Genomic DNA, 17,438 nt, shown 5'->3' on the forward strand with positions numbered 1-17,438 from the left:
GTTTGTGGGGGCGGGGGGGTTGAGGCGGCGCCGGCCCCCCCGCGTGGACCCCCACTTATGTGTGGTTGTGCCCCTGATGGGGGCCCCGGGCGGCCGGCCCCCCCCCCGCGGCGTTTCTCAGGCGAAGGTGATGTTCTGGTCGCGCAGCGGCACCGAACGGATGCGTTTGCCCGTCGCCGCGAAGTACGCATTGAGCACCGCCGGCGCTGCGACGCCGATGGTCGGCTCGCCGACACCGCCCCAGAACCCGCCGCTCGGCACCATTACCGACTCCACCTTCGGCATCTCGTTGATGCGCATCGAATTGTAGGTGTCGAAGTTGGTCTGCTCGATCTTGCCGTCCTTGACGGTGCAGCCGCCGTAGAACAGCGCGGAGAGGCCATAGACGAAGGAGCCCGCGATCTGCCGCTCCACCTGCGCCGGATTGACGACGTAGCCGGGATCGGTGGAGGCGACGATGCGATGCACCTTGATCTTGTTGCCGTCGGTCACCGAGATCTCGGCGGCGCCGGCGACATAGCTGCCATAGCCCATCACCTGCGCGATGCCGCGATAGATGCCTTGCGGCGCCGGGGTGCTCCAGCCGATCTTCTCCGCCACGGCATTGAGCACGGCCAGATGCTTGGGGTGATTGCCCATCAGCTTGCGGCGAAACTCGAGCGGGTCCTGGCCTGCGGCCTGGGCCAGCTCGTCCATGAAGCATTCCATGTAGATCGCGTTTTGATTGACGTTGACGCCGCGCCAGAAGCCCGGCGGAACGTGCGGGTTGCGCATCGCATGCTCGACCAGGAGGTTTGGCACGGAGTAACCGAACGCGGCTTCGCCGGACTGGGCGACGCCCTGGAATGCGGCCGGATCCATGCCGTTCTGCAGCGCTTCGGGGCGGAGCGAGAACAGGATCGATTGCCCGGACAGGCGGTAGTGCAGCGCGACCAGATTGTTGTCCGCATCGAACGCGCCGGTCATCTTGCACTGGGTGATCGGGTGATATCTGCCGTGCGCCATGTCCTCTTCGCGCGACCACAACAGCTTGATCGGCGTGCCCGGCATCTGCTTGGCGATCAAGACGGCCTGACGGACATAGTCGGTCTGGCCGCGCCGGCCGAAGCCGCCGCCGGGCATCACCTTGTGCACGTCGCACTTCTCCGCCGGCAGGCCCGACGCTTCCAACGTGGCGGCGAAGGCCGCCTCGCCATTCTGCGTGCCGCACCAGACCTCGCACTTGTCGGCCGTGTAGAGCGCCGTGGCGTTCATCGGCTCCATCGTGGCGTGGTTCTGGTAGGGATAGCTGTAGACGGCCTCGATCTTCTTGGCGGCACCGGCGATCGCCGCCTTGGCGTCGCCGTTCTTGTTGCCGACATAGGCCGGCTGGTCGTTGGCGAGACCCTCGGCCAACCACTTTGCAATCGACTCGCTCGAGACCTTGGCGTTGTCGCCCTCGTCCCAGACGATCGGCAGCGCCTCCAACGCGGTCTTGGCCTGCCACCAGGTATCGGCAACAACCGCGACCGCGGTGTCGCCGACCTTGACGACCTTCTTGACGCCTTTCATGTCGGTGATCTTGGCTTCGTCATAGCTCTTCAGCTTGCCGCCGAACACCGGGCAATCCTTGATCGCGGCGTTCAGCATGCCCGGCAGCTTGACGTCGATGCCGTAGATCATGGTGCCGGTGGTCTTCTCGGCGGTGTCCAGCCGCTTCACGCCCTTGCCGATCAGCTTCCAGTCCTTGGGATCCTTCAGCTTGACGTCGGCCGGCGGCGTCAGCTTGGCCGCGGCCTCGGCGACCTTGCCGTAGGTCGTGGTCTTGCCGGACGGCGTGTGGGTGATGACGCTGTTGGCGGCCGTGCATTCGGACGCCGGCACGTTCCACGCCTCGGCGGCGGCCTGGATCAGCATCACGCGTGCGGTGGCGCCGCCCTTGCGGACATAGTCTTGCGAGGAGCGAATGCCGCGGCTGCCGCCGGTCGAGAAATCGCCCCAGACGCGCTTGCGGGCGACGCTCTGGCCCGGTGTCGGATATTCGGTCGAGACCTTCGACCAGTCGCATTCAAGTTCCTCGGCGACGAGCTGGGCAAGGCCGGTGAGCGAGCCCTGGCCCATTTCGGAGCGGGCGATGCGGATGACGACGGTGTCGTCGGGCCTGACCACGACCCAGGCGCCGATCTCGGGGGAGCCGTCGGCCGCGCGGACCACGGCGGGGCCGCCGAAGGGGATATCGAGGCCGATTGCGAGACCTGCGCCGACCGCGGCGGTGCCGATGACGAAGGCACGGCGGTTCATGCTGGGAGAGACATGCTTGTTCATGTGGCGGCTCCTTACGCGCTTGCGATCGTGTGGATCGCTTCGCGCACCTGCTGGAAGGTGCCGCAGCGGCAGATATTGGTGATGGCCTCGTCGATGTCGGCGTCGGTCGGCTTCGGCTTCTCGTTCAGCAGCGCCGCCACCGCCATGATCATGCCGCTCTGGCAATAGCCGCATTGCGGCACGTCCTGGGCAATCCAGGCTTCCTGCACCTTGTGCAGTGCGTTGCCGGAGGCGAGCCCTTCGATGGTCGTGATCTTCTTGCCTGCGGCCTCGCCGACCGAAACGCCGCAGGAGCGGGTGGCGACGCCGTCGATGTGAACGGTGCAGGCGCCGCATTGTGCAATGCCGCAGCCATATTTCGTGCCGGTCAGGCCGGCATTCTCGCGGATCGCCCAGAGCAGGGGCGTATCCGGCTCGACGTCGAGCGTGAAGGTTTTTCCGTTGATTGTTAGGTTTGCCATCGCAGTCCCCTGATTGGCCCAATCCACCGATTGGACTCAGGGGCGCAATGTGTCCGGCAAATTGGAAACGTTCAAATCAACAGTCCGGGGGGTAGCCGCCAGAGATTTGCTCCCTGGGCGGCCCGCGGCACGGCTTGGGGCGACGTCTACCGGCTTCCGTGCGCAGACGCCCTTGGAACCGGAGCGACAGTTTGTCTCTTTTGCCGGGGTGCAAGTCGACAATGCTCTGCTACAGTGGAATCAGCCAAAAAGAGGTTCCATGAACGTACCGCAGCCTTGCAAAGTCCTGATGCTCTATCCGCTGTTCTCGGCAGAGTCCTTCTGGAGCTTTGGCGAATCCTGCAAAGTGTTGGGCGTGAAGCGCCCTGCGGCCCCTTTGGGGCTGATCACCGTTGCCGCGATGTTGCCCGAGCACTGGACGGTCCGGCTGATCGATTGCAACACGGAAGCCTTCAGCGACGAGGATCTTTCCTGGGCCGACGTCGTCTTCACGGGCGGAATGATGCCGCAGCAGGCCGACACGCTGCGCCTGATCGAAATTTGCCGTGCCGCGGGCAAGCCGGTGGTCGTCGGCGGTCCCGATCCCACCTCAAGCCCCCATATCTATGAGAGGGCCGACTTCCAGGTGCTCGGAGAGGCCGAGAGCGTTCTCCACGAATTCGTCGCGGCCTGGGACAGTGGCGCCCGCTCCGGCGTCTTCATCGCGCCAAAATTCCAGGCCGACGTCACCAAGACGCCGGTGCCGCGCTTCGACCTGCTGAAGTTCGAGGACTACCTTTATCTCGGTGTGCAGTATTCCCGCGGCTGCCCGTTCACCTGCGAGTTCTGTGATATCATCGAGCTCTATGGCCGGGTGCCGCGAACCAAGACGAATGAGCAAATGCTGAACGAGCTCGACAGGCTCTACGCCATGGGCTACCGCGGCCATCTCGACTTCGTCGACGACAATTTCATCGGCAACAAGAAGTCGCTGCGGCTGTTCCTGCCCCAGCTCGCCGAATGGCAGCGTGCTCACGGCTATCCCTTCGAATTGTCGACTGAGGCCTCGGTCAATTTGGCCGACGATCCCGAGCTATTGGAGCTGATGGGCGCGGCGAATTTCTTCGCCATCTTCGTCGGTATCGAAAGTCCGGATCCGGCGACGCTGGTCGCGATGCGGAAGAAGCAGAACACGCGGCGGAACATCGCCGAGAGCATCCACAAGATCTACGCCGCGGGCATGCTCGTCACCGCCGGTTTCATCGTCGGCTTCGACAATGAGAAGCTCTCGATGGCGGATGCCATGATCGACTTCATCGAAGAGGCGGCGATCCCCGTCAGCATGGTCGGCCTGCTCTATGCCTTGCCGAACACGCAGCTCACGCGCCGCCTCGAGCGCGAAGGCCGGCTGCACCCGGGCCACGATTTGGCGCCGACCATCGGCGCCGATCAGTGTACCGCTGGGATCAACTTCGATCCGGTGCGCCCGTTGCGCGACATCCTGACGGACTACAAGCGCGTGCTGGAGCACATCTATAGCCCAGAGGCCTATGCAAGGCGCGTTGATCGCCTGATGACGCTGCTCGACCGGTCCAAGCAGCGCCAAGAGCTCGCCGAGGGCGATATCCGCGCCGGGCTCGGGGCGATGGAAACGGTGCACAAGGTGGTCACAGCCCTTCCCGAGGCGCGCGGGCCGCTGTGGCAGACCTTCATGAGCTGCGCCAAGCGCGACACCTCATCGGCGCGGATCGCCGTGCAGATGATTGCCGCCTATGCCCATCTCGGGCCGTTCTCGCGCAAGGTCATCGCTGCCATCGATCAGCGCCTCGCTGCGCTCGACGAGGAGACGGTCATTCCGGCCGCGACTGTCGAGGTGACGGCAGCCCGCCATCTGGCCTGACGGTCTACTCCACCGCCAACCGCAAAAAGCTCATCACGCTGCCGAGCGCGGCGAAGCCGGCGCCAAGTGCCAATGCCACGACTGCGCCGTCGTGACCGGCCAGCGAGAAGCAGGCTGCGGCGAGCGCGGCCCCCGTCGTCTGCCCGGTCAGGCGCGCGGTGGCGACGATGCCGGAGGCGCTGCCGCTGCGATGTGGCGGCGCGCTCGACATCACCGCCTTCATGTTCGGCGCCTGGAAGAAGCCGAACCCCATGCCGCAGATCACCATCCGCCAGATGATGTCGGGGATCGCAGGATTGGCCGGCAGCATCGCCAGCAGCGCCATGCCGAGGCCGAGCATCACGAGCCCAATGCCGCCGAGCAGTCCGACCGCGTGCCGGTCGGAGAGGCGTCCCGCGATCGGCGCCATGATGCCGACCACCAGCGGCCATGGCGTCATGAAGAAGCCGGTCTCGACCTGCGAACGCCCCAGCACGTCCTCGAAATAGAACGGCAGCGAGACAAAGGCGAGGCCCTGCACCGCGAACGAGCATACCGCGGTCGCCGCCGACAGCGCGAACATCGGCCGACTTAACAGATCGATCGGCAGCATCGGCGCGGGATGGTCGGCATGGCGGCGCGTCAGGATGAAGCCGAGCACCAGGGCCGTGAGCAGCTCGATGCCCACGACCACTGGTGACAGATTGTGCGCAGCACTGCCGATGCCCGTGATGAACAACCCGAGACAGGCCGACGCCAGGATCGCGCCGAGGAAGTCAAAGCCGTGATCGGCGCGCGGCGTTTTCGGCAGCATCGCAAAGCCGATGCCGATCGCGACGAGGCCGAACGGGATGTTGACGGCGAACAGCCATGGCCACGGGCCGAGCGCGAGGATGGCGGAGGCGATCGAGGGACCGAAGGTGAAGGCGGTCGCGACCACCAGCGCGTTGTGGCCGAAGCCGCGGCCGAGCATCCGGCCGGGATAGACGAAGCGCACCAGCGCCGTGTTGACGCTCATGATGCCGCTCGCACCTAACCCTTGCAGCGTGCGCGCAACCAGCAGGCTCTCCAGCGACCAGGCCACCGCGCAGAACAGCGAGGCGATGGTGAACAGGATCAGGCCGCCGAGATAGATGCGCTGGTGCCCGACGATCTCGCCGAGTGCTCCCAACGGCAGCAGGGTCGCCACCAGCGCGATCTGGTAGACGTTGACCACCCAGACCGATTGCTCAGGGCTGACATGCAGGTCGCCGGCAATGGCGGGCAGCGCGATGTTGGCGATCGCGGTGTCGAGCGAGGCCATCGCCAGCGCGGTGAAGATCGCGGCAATGGCCCAGCGCCGCTGTGCGGGCGGAAGGCCGTCGGAAATGGTGTGGTCGGGCTTGCGCGCGGCGGCGGGTAACGTGATTGTCATTGCGTTAGCGCGTTGCTCCGGCGGCCGGCTCCAGGGGACTTGGCATGTACTACGGCGCGGCCGCCTTCCACAGGCATATGCTTGCATGCAGTGTATGCGCGAAGGCTGGGCGATGATTCCGGGCGCCGGCGTATGATCGCATGAGCTGCTGCAATGTCAGGGGAGCGCCATGCACATCGTCGTTTTGCCCGGTGACGGCATCGGGCCCGAGATCACGACCGCGACATCAGGCGTGTTGCGTGCCGCCTCCGAGCGCTTCCAGCTCAATCTGCGGCTGGAGGAGCACGCAGTTGGCCATGCGAGCCTCAAACAATTCGGCACGACGGTGCGCCCCGAGCTGCTCGACATCGTCCGCGCCGCCGACGGCCTGATCCTCGGGCCGACAGCGACTTTCGACTTCAAGGACGAGGCCCGCGGCGAGATCAACCCGTCGCGGCATTTTCGCAAGAACCTCGACCTCTACGCCAATGTCAGGCCGGCTCGTACCTATGCGGGGCGGTCCGGCCGGGCCGGCGATTTCGACCTCGTCGTGGTGCGCGAGAACACGGAAGGGTTTTACGCCGACCGCAACATGGAGCAGGGCAATGGCGAGATGCTGGTCACGCCTGACGTCGTGATCTCGCTGCGCCGGATCACTCGCCATTGCTGCGAGCGCATCGCGCACGCGGCGTGCCGGCTGGCGATGAAGCGGCGCAAGCATCTCTCCATCGTGCACAAGGCCAATGTGCTCAAGCTCGGCGACGGCATGTTCCTCGACATCTGCCGCGAGGCGGCGAACGCCTATCCCGGCCTCGCCGTCGACGACATCCTCGTCGACGCCATGATGGCGCATGTTGTACGCAACCCCGACCGCTTCGACGTCATCGTCGCCACCAACATGTTCGGCGACATCCTGTCCGATCTCACCGCAGAGCTTTCCGGCAGCCTCGGCCTCGGCGGCTCGCTTAATGTCGGTCACAGCCACGCCATGGCGCAGGCCGCGCATGGCTCGGCGCCTGACATAGCAGGGCAGGATGTCGCCAATCCGGTCTCGCTGGTCCTGTCGACGGCCCTGCTGCTGGCCTGGCACGGCGAGAACAGCGGCGCGGTACGGTACGAGGAAGCCGCTCGTGCGATCGAGGTGGCGGTGGCAAAAGCGATCGGCGAAGGCAGGGCAACGCGCGATGTCGGCGGAAAGCTCGGCACCATCGCGGCGGGGGCCGCGATCGCAGAGATCTTGCAGGCGGAGTGAGGTGGTCCTGCGGGTCTTGCGTGTTTTTTTAAAGGCTCAAAACAAAAAACGCGAAAACAACCCCATGCACAGTAGAAGGCCCCTTGATTAATAAGGGATTTCCGAAACGCGCAGCGACGACATTTGCCGCGGCCATGACGTTGACGCGTCGGGCAAAACACTGGCAGGATGCCAGGACTGCACCGGTCCGCAAAAGACCATGTGTGCTTCCCGTGAAGGAGCGATGCCCGCTCCTGTGCTGAAGCAGATCTACGCGGGCAGCTCCGGCATTCACCTTTTGGACCCGTTGCAGACGTTAGGCTGGATATGTTGCCTTTTCCACCGCACGTTGAGGTATCATAAATTCTGAACTGCTAGCTGGGTTGTATGGCCTGGATTGTTGCCTTCGCAGTCTTAGTGTTTGTTTACCGTCGCGCGACGCGTGCTGGCGACCGGCTTGCGGAACTGAAACCGACGGGAATGCTGCGCTCGCCGTTGTTCTACGCACAAACGGCGCTCCTTTGCATTCTAGTGGTGCTTATGTTGGCTCCGGGTTACCTGCCACACGAGCGGTGGGCTGTTGCCGCCTATCTTGTCGTCCTGGTGATCGTGGTAGCAGCGCTCTTGTTCGTGCGGCGCGCATTGAAATGGCGCTACCCCGTTTAATGTGATCACTTCCGCTTATGGCCCTTACGTCGCTTGGCATACGGCATCGGCAGGTCCGGAGTCTGGCTAGAGCAGAAGTCATCGCCTCCGGTGCAGACTGCCGCCTTTGACCTGACCCGGTCATCAGTGCAGCTTGGACCAACGTAGAACAATGGCTGTTCTCAGCCGGGGTGTATGAGATCGGATTGGTAATGAAACGACGAGAATTCCTGACTCTGGTTGGTGTGGCGTCTGCGTTGCCTCTGGCAGCGCGAGCACAGCAAGTGAAGCGAATGCCCCGAATTGGCCTTCTCCTCCCCCCACCGCGGAATTTGGAAGTCGACGCGTTCCTCAAGGGACTCAGCGATCTCGGATGGGTTAACGGCGTGAACGTTCATGTCGAATATCGCGACGCCGGTGGCGACGACGGCAAGCTGCCGGCGCTTGCGAATGAACTCGTCGCTCTTGATGTTGACGTTCTCGTCACAGCCACATTCCCCGGGATTCTTGCCGCTCACAACGCGACGGCAAAAATTCCGACCGTAATGATCGTGGGCCCCGATCTGGTGACCATAGGCCTTGCAGCCAGCATGGCTCATCCTGGCGGCAACATCACGGGGCAAACCTTTTTCCTCACAGAACTGGCTGCAAAGCGCCTGGAGATTCTCGCAGGCTTGGCTCCCTCGACCAGACGCGTGGGGGTGCTCATGCAGCGAGGAAATCCACTGAACAACGCTACAATGAGCACCATGAGGAACGCGGCGCAGGCATTGAAGATGGAGCTACTACCTATCGAGGTCGACGTTCCCGGCGATCTCGAAAGCGCGCTGTCACTCGTCGGCTCTAACCCGATGGACGGCCTCGTGATCACGGACGCAAACGCGTTTGTCACCAACACGTCCATGGTCGCCGCTATCGTGGACAGGTGCAGGGTGCCATCGGTTGCCGCACCCATCGTCGCCTCCCGCGGGGCCGCCCTGATGGGTTACGGTGTGGACTTCACCGCAATGTTCCGCCACGCGGCTGTTTTCGTCGACAAGGTATTGAAGGGTGCCAACCCCGCCGAGATTCCCATCGAGCAGCCGACGCAGTTCAAGACCGTCATCAACCACAAGACCGCAAAGGCGCTCGGCGTCGAGATACCTCCGTCGTTGCTGGTGCGCGCGGACGACGTGATCGAATAACGGCGGCGGCCTTTCGGCGAGCGGGCGAGCCAATTCGCTCAGAACTGATACCTCCTCAGCCCCCCATCCACCGGGATCACCGTGCCCGTGATGTAGCGCGCCACGGGCGACGCCAGAAAGACCGCGAGCGCGGCGAGGTCTTCGGGCTCGCCCCAATAGCCGACAGGAATCTCCTCCTCCGCGAACCGCTCGCGATAATCGGGCGCGTAGTTGCGGCGGATCTGTTCGCTCATGATGCGGCCGGGCGGGATGCAGTTGATGGTGATGCCGTGCTCGCCGATCTCGCGCGACAGGCCCTTGGCCCAGGCGTGCACGGCGGCTTTGGCGGCGAACGCGGCGTTGAGGCCTTCCGGCTCGGACTTGCCGGTGATGTTGACGATGCGGCCCCATTTGCGTTCGATCATCTGCGGCAGCAGCGCATGCGCGATGCGGCGATAGCTGGTGAAGTTCAGCGCGATCGCTTCGTCCCATTGGCTGTCGGGCGCATCGACGGGGAGGGGGCGGCTGCCGCCGGCATTGTTGATGAGGATGTCGACATGGCCGAGCTCGCTCACGGCGAAGGCCGAAATCCTCTCCGCCGCGTCCTTGGCCATCACGTCCTGCTCGAATGGCGTGATCAGACCGGAGCCGACTTCGCTCACCAGCTCGGCGAGCAGGTCGGTGCGCCGTGCCACGCCGACGACGCGCACGCCTTCAGCAGCCAAGCCCTTGGCGATGGCGCGGCCGATGCCGACGCTCGCTCCGGTGACGACGGCGGTTTTCGATTTGAGCCCGAGATCCATGGTGACACGCCCTCTTGTTTGCTTTTCTGCTTGTCGCTGTTGGCTTGGCTGTTCGTTTTTTCTGTTCGTTTCCTGCCTTGGCCCCGTCGGCCTGATTTGCCCGACCGGGACGAGCAGTGGTAACCAAGAGCCGCGTTGAAGGAAACACGAAAAAGAAAAGGCGCCGAGCGATGGTCTGGGATCCGCAGCAATATCTGAAATTCTCCGGCCACCGGCTCCGGCCCGCCGTCGACCTCTTGATGCGGATTCCGGATGCTGGTCCGCGTGCGGTTGCCGATCTTGGCGCCGGCGCCGGCAACGTCACCAGGCTGATCAAGGAGCGTTGGCCGGACGCGACGGTGACCGGTGTCGAGGGTTCGGCCGAGATGGTTGCCGCCGGCCGCAAGGCGGCGCCGGACGTGGAATGGTCACACGAGGACCTCGGCCACTGGCGCCCGACGAAGCAATATGATGTCGTCTATTCCAATGCCGCGCTGCACTGGCTGCCCAATCATGCGGCCCTGTTTCCATCGATCATGGAGAAGGTGACGCCTGGCGGAATGCTCGCGGTGCAGATGCCGCGAAACTTTCTAGCGCCCTCGCATGTGCTGATCGGCGAGACCGCGCTGAACGGTCCCTGGCGGTCCAAGGTCGAGCATCTCGTCACGCCGCCGCCGGTCGAAGCGCCGGCCTATTATCACGGTCTTCTTGCTCCGATGTCGGCCAATATCGACATCTGGGAGACCGAATATCTGCAGGTGCTGGAAGGCGAGAATCCCGTGAAAGAGTGGACCAAGGGGACTTGGCTGACGCGCTATCTCGACATCCTGCAGGGCGACGAGAAGGCCGCATTCGAAGCCGCCTATGGGATGCGGGTGGCGAAAGCCTATCCGAAGAACGCCGCGGGACAGACGCTGTTTCCCTTCCGGCGTCTGTTCATGGTCGCCCAGCGCAACGGCTGATCGTACTGCCGCAATGCGACATAAGCGCTCGCTTCCGGGAACGCAGCAGGTGCCGGGTTGCGCAAGACAGCTTGGCTGCGGCAAATTGGGCTTAGGTCTAGTTGTTCGGGTGGCGGATTGCTGTCAGTACTGAAATCGGAAAACAAAAAAGACCCGGTTTTAGAGGTTGTTGGGAGGTTCGTTCATGCGCAAGCTGCTTCTTGCGGTCGCCGCCGCAGCTGTTCTCGTGAGTCCCGTCTTGTCTCCGGTCTTGGCCCAGGCCCAGAGCCCGATCGTCATCAAATTCAGCCACGTCGTTGCCAACGACACTCCTAAGGGCAAGGGCGCCCTGAAGTTCAAGGAACTCGCGGAGAAGTACACCGACGGCAAGGTCAAGGTCGAAATCTACCCGAACTCCACGCTGTACAAGGACAAGGAGGAGATCGAGGCGCTGCAGCTCGGCTCGGTGCAGATGCTTGCCCCCTCGACCGCGAAGTTCGCACCGCTCGGTATCAAGGAATTCGAGGCGCTCGACCTGCCCTGGTTGTTCAAGGACGACCAGACCTATTCCAACGCGATGAAGGGCACGATCGGCAAGTGGCTGTTCCAGAGGCTCGAGACCAAGGGCATCACCGGGCTCGCTTATTGGGACAACGGCTTCCACATGCTCTCCGCCAACCGTCCCCTGATGAAGCCGACCGATTTCCAGGGTCTGAAATTCCGCATCTCCGGATCGAAGGTCGCCGACCAATATCTCCGGATCATGGGCTCGATCCCCCAGATCATGGCGTTTTCCGAAGTCTACCAGGCTTTGCAGACGGGCGTGGTCGACGGCTGCGAGAACACCGCGTCCAACTACCTGACGCAGAAGTTCTACGAGGTGCAGAAGGACATCACCGTGTCCTATCACGCGCACCTGCAATATGCTGTGATCGTCAATTCGAAATTCTGGTCCGGCCTGCCGCCCGATATCCGCGCCCAGCTCGAGAAGGCGATGAACGAGGCGACCGACTACACCAACTCGATCGCGCGCCAGGAAAACGAGGATGCGCTGGCCGAGATCAAGAAGACGGGCAAAACCACGCTGCATTATCTGACTGACGCCGATCGCAAGGCGTGGCAGGAAGCGATGCAGCCGACCTACAAATGGGCGAAGGGGCGGGTCGGGCAGGAGGTGCTCGATCTCGTCGCCAAGGAACTCGACGTCAAGATGAACTGACGCCGGCGCGCTATAAGAACAACCATGAACGGTCGGGGGTGATCGCACTCCCGGCCGTTGCTCTTGAATGATGAGCCAAGCTGAGGGGACCAAGTTGCTGCGTGCATTGAATCGTGTGCTCGATCATCTCGAGGAATGGCTGATCGCGACGATGATCGCGGCCGCGACATTGCTCATCTTCGTTGCCGTGCTGCACCGATATGGCGCCGGGCTGTCGATCGACATCGCCAAATGGGCGGAGGCGCGCAACCTGGCCTTGCTGGCCGTCCCCGCGCGAGCCGCGTTCGTCTGGCTTGCCGCCCTCGACCTGTCCTGGGCGCAGGAACTCTGCATCTACATGTTCATCTGGATGGCGAAATTCGGTGCGGCCTACGGGGTGCGCACCGGCATCCATGTCGGCGTCGACGTCCTGGTCAATGTCCTTCCCGGCGGATCGCGCCGCCGCGTCATCACGTTCGGCCTGATGTGCGGCGCCCTTTTCACTGCCATCGTGTGCTATTTCGGCGCCGCGTTCGTCGGCCAGATGTGGCAGACCGGCCAGCAATCTAACGACCTCGAAGCGCCGATGTGGCTCGTGTATCTCACCATCCCGCTCGGCTCCGGGCTGATGTGCTTCCGCTTCCTGCAGGTCGCCTGGTCGTTCTATCACACCGGCGAGCTGCCGCACCACGACATGGCCGGCGTCGAGGGCGTCGAAATAGACCCGGTCCATCCGGCCCCGGTCACGCGCAGTCAGGTCGTCCGCGACGAACGCAGCCCGCTCGGCTGGGTCCTGATGTTGTTGCCGGTCCTGATCGTCGCCGTGTGCTTCGCCCATTCGGCGCACGTGATCACGCTGCCGCAGGGGCTGCGTGTCGCCGTGGTTTTCGGCCTTCTACTGTCGTTGATGCTCACGGGCATGCCGATCTCGATCGCGCTCGGTCTGACCGTGCTCAGCTTCATGTTCACGCTAACCGACGTGCGAACGGAATCGGTGGCGCTGAAGCTGTTTACCGGCATCGAGAGCTTCGAGATCATGGCGATCCCGTTCTTCATCCTTGCCGGCAACTTCCTGACCCATGGCGGCGTGGCGCGCCGGATGATCACGTTCGCGACGTCGCTGGTCGGCCATTGGTACGGCGGCCTTGCGCTCTCGGGCGTGGTCGCCTGTGCGCTGTTCGCCGCGATTTCCGGCTCGTCGCCGGCCACCGTGGTGGCGATCGGATCGGTGATCCTGCCCGCGATGGTCGCGCAGGGATTCCCGAAGAGGTTCGGGGCGGGCGTGATCACGACCTCGGGCTCATTGGGAATTCTCATTCCCCCATCGATTCCGATGGTTCTTTTCGCCGTCTCCACCAACACCTCCGTCGGCAAGCTGTTCATCGCCGGCATTGTGCCGGGAATGGTGCTCGCCATGCTGCTCGGCGCCACGACGTTCTATCGAGCCTGGCGTAACGACTATCCGAGGATGCCGAAAGCAACCCTCTACGAGCGCTTCGATGCGCTCCGCAAGTCGATCTGGGGTATCCTGCTGATCGTGATCGTGATCGGCGGCATCTACAGCGGCCTGTTCACACCGACCGAAGCTGCCGCCGTCAGCGCGGTGTACGCCTTCATCGTCGCAGTGTTCATCTACAAGGATTTGAAGCTGCGAGACGTGCCGCGGGTGCTGCTGTCATCGGCGAATCTTTCGGCGATGCTGCTCTACATCATCACCAACGCCGTCTTGTTCTCGTTCCTGATGACTTACGAGAACGTGCCGCAAGCGCTTGCGCAATGGATGATCGACCAGGGCCTCGGCTGGATCGGCTTCCTGCTCGTCGTCAATCTCCTGCTGCTATTGGCCGGCAACGTGATGGAGCCGTCCTCGATCATCCTGATCATGGCGCCGATCCTGTTTCCGGTTGCGATCAAGCTCGGCATCGATCCGATCCATTTCGGCATCCTGATGACGGTCAACATGGAGGTCGGGCTGTGCCATCCGCCGGTCGGCCTCAATCTCTACGTCGCCTCAGGCATCGCCAAGATGGGCATCACCGAGCTCACGGTTGCGGTGTGGCCATGGCTGCTGACAATGCTGGGATTCCTGGTGGTCGTGACATACTGGCCCGGTCTGTCGCTGTGGCTGCCGAGGCTGCTCGGCATGTAGCCGAGCTCAGGCGATGCATGGCTAACGCGCGGTAAATCCGCTCGTTCAAATGCCACCGCTGTGCGATGCACACATTTTTACAGATGTGCGGTAGGACCATGCGAGCGGATGAGGCTGGCATGTTGTTCAATAGAATGGAATCCGGACGGGCGTCGATTTCCGATGTCGTCTACATGGAAGTGATCACGGGCCTGCACGGCACGACGATCCCTACTATTCTCGCCGCCGTCTGCCAGGTGATGGTCGGCGCGATCACAACCTACGAGACCGGTGACGCGGTCACGGCAGCCCTTACGGTCGCCGGTGTCGTCGTGGCCATGATCCGTCTGTCCGAAATCGCTGCGTTCCGCCGTCGCCTCACGCAGCCGTCGCGGCTGGATCGGGCCGAGGCCGCGCGCTGGGAACGGCGGTACATTGCCGGCACCGTCATCACCGCCTTGGTACTGGGCGTGTTTGCCGCGCGCAGCATCGTGCTCGGCGACGCGCTCTGCTGCGTGATGGCGGTCGGCATCGGTTTCGGCTTCGGTGCCGGCGTGGTGGCGCGGCTGGCACTGCGCCCGGTCGCAGCACTGCTCGATCTGGTCGCGATCGCCGCGCCCGCCGCGATCGTGACGTTCATGCAGCCCGATCTGCGCCATGTCGGGCTCGGGCTCCTCATCCTGATGTATGTGGCCGCCAGCTTCGAGATGGTGCGGCTGAGCTTCAATGCCTCGATCAGCCAGATCACGCTCAAGCGACAGTTCGAGCGGCTCGCGCGCTCGGACTCGATGACCGGCGTCTTTAACCGCTCGGTGCTGGCGGAGGATCTGCCGCGAATGCTGGCGGACGGAAATTCCAGCATGATCGCCGTCCACGCGCTCGATCTCGACCGCTTCAAGGAGGCCAATGACCGGTTCGGCCATCCAGTCGGCGACGCGCTGCTCAAGCAGGTGGCCGGGCGGCTCAAGGCGCTTGCCGCAGCTCATGATCTCGTGGTCCGGATGGGCGGCGACGAGTTCATCCTGGTGCAGCGCGCGGCGACCGATGCGGAAGCGATGGCACGGCGGATCGTGCAATCGCTCAGCGCGCCCTATCATGTCGACGGGCAGGTGATCGGGCTCGGCGTCAGCGTCGGCGTTGCCGTCGCGCCGCAGGATGGGCGCACGGTGGAGGGGCTGTTGTCGCGCTCCGACCGGGCGATGTACCGCGCCAAGCAGGACGGCGGCGGCTACGTGCTGGCGCGGGAGCTGCGGACGGCGGACATGCGCGCCTCCGGTAAGCCGGTGGCCGGAGGTTTGGCTGCGTAAGGACTTGTTGGAACCGCAATCGAGATGCGGTTAGATGCCTCCCAAGGGACGAGCCGGGAGGGCAGTATGAGCAGCATCGAAGCCAGCATCGAAGCCAGCAACGGGCCGAAGGGCGCAACGCCATCCATCATCGCGCAGCAAACAGCGATGCTGAACGCGCTGCCGTTCTCCGACACGCGAGATTTCGACGACGCCGCGCGCGGCTTCCTCGGCACGATCGAGAACGCGGAGATCACCAATCCGCAAGGGCGGACGGTCTGGAGCCTCGAGCCTTACGGCTTCCTGTCGACTGAAGAGGCGCCAGCCACGGTCAATCCGAGCCTGTGGCGGCAGTCGCGGCTCAACATGCAACACGGCCTGTTCGAGGTCGTGCCCGGCGTGTACCAGGTGCGTGGGCTCGACATCGCCAACATGACGCTGATCGAAGGCGACAGCGGCGTCATCGTCGTCGACACCCTGACCTCGATCGAGGGCGCGCGCGCCGCGCTCGATCTCTACTACAAGCATCGCGGCCAGCGACCGGTCGCGGCCGTGATCTTCACCCATACTCACACCGACCATTGGGGCGGCGCGCGCGGCGTGCTGGAGGAGGATGCGCTCGCGAGCGGCCGCGTCCCGATCATCGCGCCGAACTTGTTCATGGAGCATGCCGTCTCCGAGAACATCATCGCAGGACCTGCGATGCTGCGCCGGGCGCAATACCAGTTCGGGCCGCTCCTCGCCAAGGGCGTGCGCGGGCAGGTCGATTGCGGCCTCGGCAAGTCGATGGCGGCAGGTTCGGTGGCGCTGCTGCGGCCGACCGATTTGATCGTGGCGACCGGCGACCGGCGCGTGATCGACGGCGTCGCATTCGAATTCCAGATGGCGCCGAACAGCGAAGCGCCGGCGGAGATGCATTTCTTCATCCCGCGCTACAAGCTGTTGAACCTCGCCGAGAACTGCACCCACAATTTCCACAATCTGCTGCCGTTCCGCGGCGCCGACGTGCGCGACGCGCTGGCCTGGTCGAAATATCTGGGGGAGGCCTTGCAGCTCTGGGACGGCAAGGCGGAAGCGATGTGCGGCCAGCATCACTGGCCGGTGTGGGGGCACGAACGCATCGGCACGATGATCCGGCAGCAGCGCGACCTCTACAAGTTCGCGCATGACCAGACCATCCGCCTGATGAACCACGGCCTCACCGCGGCCGAGATTGCCGAAACGATCCAGCTGCCCAACAGCCTGGAGGGCGCCTGGCACGGCCGCGGCTATTACGGCCACATCCGGCATAACGTGAAGGCGATCTATCAAAAGTATCTGGGCTGGTACGACGCCAATCCAGTCAATCTCGATCCGCTGCCCCCGGTTGAGTCGGGCAGGAAATATGTCGAGTACATGGGCGGCGCCGACGCCATCCTCGCGCGGGCGCGTGTCGATTTCGACAAGGGCGAATTCCGCTTCGTGGCGCAGGCGCTCGGCCATCTCGTCTTTGCCGAGCCGGACAATCAGGCTGCGCGTGCGTTGCTGGCGGATACGTTGGAGCAGCTCGGCTACGCCGCTGAAAGCGCGACCTGGCGCAATGCCTATCTGTTCGGCGCGCAGGAATTGCGCCAGGGCATGCCGAAGGTGCCGGCACGCCCGCCGATGCCGCGCGAGACGCTGGCGGCGCTGCGTACCTCACAGCTCTGGGACGTGCTCGGCATCCGCCTCAACGGACCAAAGGCGGAAGGAAAGCACATCGTGCTGAACTGGAGCTTCTCCGACACCGGCGAGACCTTCGTGCTCAATCTGGAGAACTGCGCGCTCACCTACACAGAGGGCATGCAGGCGGACAATGCCGATGCCAGCTTCACGCTCGCGCGGTCGACGCTCGATGAGGTGATCGCAAAACTGACCAGCTTCCCGGAGGCCGTGACCGCCGGCAAGGTCAAATTCGCCGGCAACCCGATGCGTCTTGCGGAGCTGATGGGCCTGATGGACGAATTCCCGCGCATGTTCGAGATCGTCGAGCCGAAGCGGGCGGTGGTGAGGTAGCGCAGCCGTCACCG

Annotated in this window: 13 protein-coding genes and 1 pseudogene; 10 read left to right on the top strand and 4 right to left on the bottom strand. The window is 63.8% G+C overall.

From position 1 onward, the window contains the following. Window positions 1-117: 117 nt before the first annotated feature. Window positions 118-2,304: a xanthine dehydrogenase family protein molybdopterin-binding subunit gene (locus tag ABIB91_RS17660; RefSeq protein ID WP_354163265.1), complete on the bottom strand. Its 2,187-nt coding sequence runs from the start codon at window positions 2,302-2,304 to the stop codon at window positions 118-120. 11 nt (window positions 2,305-2,315) lie between these two features. After that, a complete protein-coding gene (locus ABIB91_RS17665) occupies window positions 2,316-2,765 on the bottom strand; it encodes a (2Fe-2S)-binding protein (protein ID WP_219682774.1) in 450 nt (149 codons plus the stop codon). Window positions 2,766-3,024: 259 nt separating this feature from the next. On the opposite strand from ABIB91_RS17665, the gene ABIB91_RS17670 reads away from it, so the two are divergent. Next, window positions 3,025-4,644, top strand: coding sequence for a B12-binding domain-containing radical SAM protein (locus tag ABIB91_RS17670; RefSeq protein WP_354163262.1), 1,620 nt, complete (start codon window positions 3,025-3,027; stop codon window positions 4,642-4,644). 4 nt (window positions 4,645-4,648) lie between these two features. On the opposite strand, the gene ABIB91_RS17675 is transcribed toward ABIB91_RS17670, so the two are convergent. Further along, window positions 4,649-6,037 (bottom strand): MFS transporter, encoded by a 1,389-nt coding sequence (locus tag ABIB91_RS17675; protein ID WP_354163259.1) that lies wholly within the window; start codon window positions 6,035-6,037, stop codon window positions 4,649-4,651. A 169-nt stretch (window positions 6,038-6,206) separates the two neighbouring features. Here ABIB91_RS17675 and ABIB91_RS17680 point away from each other — a divergent pair, with 169 nt between their 5' ends. From ABIB91_RS17680 to ABIB91_RS17690, 3 genes are all read left to right on the top strand, one after another. After that, window positions 6,207-7,268 (top strand): isocitrate/isopropylmalate dehydrogenase family protein, encoded by a 1,062-nt coding sequence (locus ABIB91_RS17680; RefSeq protein WP_354163256.1) that lies wholly within the window; start codon window positions 6,207-6,209, stop codon window positions 7,266-7,268. Window positions 7,269-7,634: 366 nt separating this feature from the next. Next, window positions 7,635-7,913 carry a hypothetical protein gene (locus ABIB91_RS17685; RefSeq protein WP_354163254.1) on the top strand — a complete coding sequence of 93 codons (279 nt, stop codon included), beginning with the start codon at window positions 7,635-7,637 and terminating at the stop codon, window positions 7,911-7,913. A gap of 191 nt (window positions 7,914-8,104) precedes the next feature. Then, a complete protein-coding gene (locus tag ABIB91_RS17690) occupies window positions 8,105-9,076 on the top strand; it encodes an ABC transporter substrate-binding protein (RefSeq protein WP_354163251.1) in 972 nt (323 codons plus the stop codon). Between the two features lie 38 nt (window positions 9,077-9,114). On the opposite strand, the gene ABIB91_RS17695 is transcribed toward ABIB91_RS17690, so the two are convergent. After that, window positions 9,115-9,858, bottom strand: a complete 744-nt coding sequence (locus tag ABIB91_RS17695) for an SDR family NAD(P)-dependent oxidoreductase (protein WP_007594043.1) — start codon at window positions 9,856-9,858, stop codon at window positions 9,115-9,117. A gap of 170 nt (window positions 9,859-10,028) precedes the next feature. Here ABIB91_RS17695 and ABIB91_RS17700 point away from each other — a divergent pair, with 170 nt between their 5' ends. The 6 genes and pseudogenes from ABIB91_RS17700 to ABIB91_RS17725 all read left to right on the top strand — a co-directional run bounded on the left by ABIB91_RS17700 (window position 10,029) and on the right by ABIB91_RS17725 (window position 17,424). Continuing rightward, window positions 10,029-10,799, top strand: coding sequence for a methyltransferase domain-containing protein (locus ABIB91_RS17700; protein ID WP_354127778.1), 771 nt, complete (start codon window positions 10,029-10,031; stop codon window positions 10,797-10,799). 184 nt (window positions 10,800-10,983) lie between these two features. Beyond that, on the top strand, window positions 10,984-11,997 hold the full coding sequence (locus tag ABIB91_RS17705) for a DctP family TRAP transporter solute-binding subunit (protein ID WP_354163246.1): 1,014 nt from the start codon (window positions 10,984-10,986) through the stop codon (window positions 11,995-11,997). A 151-nt stretch (window positions 11,998-12,148) separates the two neighbouring features. After that, window positions 12,149-12,622, top strand: a pseudogene (locus ABIB91_RS17710) (TRAP transporter small permease); the annotation flags it as partial. Window positions 12,623-12,844: 222 nt separating this feature from the next. Further along, on the top strand, window positions 12,845-14,125 hold the full coding sequence (locus tag ABIB91_RS17715; protein ID WP_354163358.1) for a TRAP transporter large permease: 1,281 nt from the start codon (window positions 12,845-12,847) through the stop codon (window positions 14,123-14,125). Window positions 14,126-14,244: 119 nt separating this feature from the next. Then, on the top strand, window positions 14,245-15,411 hold the full coding sequence (locus ABIB91_RS17720; protein ID WP_354163243.1) for a diguanylate cyclase domain-containing protein: 1,167 nt from the start codon (window positions 14,245-14,247) through the stop codon (window positions 15,409-15,411). Between the two features lie 66 nt (window positions 15,412-15,477). Continuing rightward, window positions 15,478-17,424, top strand: a complete 1,947-nt coding sequence (locus ABIB91_RS17725) for an alkyl/aryl-sulfatase (RefSeq protein ID WP_354163240.1) — start codon at window positions 15,478-15,480, stop codon at window positions 17,422-17,424. Window positions 17,425-17,438 lie beyond the last annotated feature (14 nt).

This window comes from Bradyrhizobium sp. JR4.3, assembly GCF_040547695.1.
Taxonomy (GTDB): domain Bacteria; phylum Pseudomonadota; class Alphaproteobacteria; order Rhizobiales; family Xanthobacteraceae; genus Bradyrhizobium; species Bradyrhizobium canariense.

Excerpts from the sequence above, each read along its gene's own strand:
- ABIB91_RS17665 (WP_219682774.1), bottom strand. The coding sequence starts at position 2,765 with ATGGCAAACCTAACAATCAACGGAAAAACCTTCACGCTCGACGTCGAG.
- ABIB91_RS17725 (WP_354163240.1), top strand. The coding sequence starts at position 15,478 with ATGAGCAGCATCGAAGCCAGCATCGAAGCCAGCAACGGGCCGAAGGGC.
- ABIB91_RS17660 (WP_354163265.1), bottom strand. The coding sequence starts at position 2,304 with ATGAACAAGCATGTCTCTCCCAGCATGAACCGCCGTGCCTTCGTCATC.
- ABIB91_RS17690 (WP_354163251.1), top strand. The coding sequence starts at position 8,105 with ATGAAACGACGAGAATTCCTGACTCTGGTTGGTGTGGCGTCTGCGTTG.
- ABIB91_RS17670 (WP_354163262.1), top strand. The coding sequence starts at position 3,025 with ATGAACGTACCGCAGCCTTGCAAAGTCCTGATGCTCTATCCGCTGTTC.
- ABIB91_RS17700 (WP_354127778.1), top strand. The coding sequence starts at position 10,029 with ATGGTCTGGGATCCGCAGCAATATCTGAAATTCTCCGGCCACCGGCTC.
- ABIB91_RS17675 (WP_354163259.1), bottom strand. The coding sequence starts at position 6,037 with ATGACAATCACGTTACCCGCCGCCGCGCGCAAGCCCGACCACACCATT.
- ABIB91_RS17680 (WP_354163256.1), top strand. The coding sequence starts at position 6,207 with ATGCACATCGTCGTTTTGCCCGGTGACGGCATCGGGCCCGAGATCACG.
- ABIB91_RS17720 (WP_354163243.1), top strand. The coding sequence starts at position 14,245 with ATGTTGTTCAATAGAATGGAATCCGGACGGGCGTCGATTTCCGATGTC.
- ABIB91_RS17685 (WP_354163254.1), top strand. The coding sequence starts at position 7,635 with ATGGCCTGGATTGTTGCCTTCGCAGTCTTAGTGTTTGTTTACCGTCGC.
- ABIB91_RS17705 (WP_354163246.1), top strand. The coding sequence starts at position 10,984 with ATGCGCAAGCTGCTTCTTGCGGTCGCCGCCGCAGCTGTTCTCGTGAGT.
- ABIB91_RS17695 (WP_007594043.1), bottom strand. The coding sequence starts at position 9,858 with ATGGATCTCGGGCTCAAATCGAAAACCGCCGTCGTCACCGGAGCGAGC.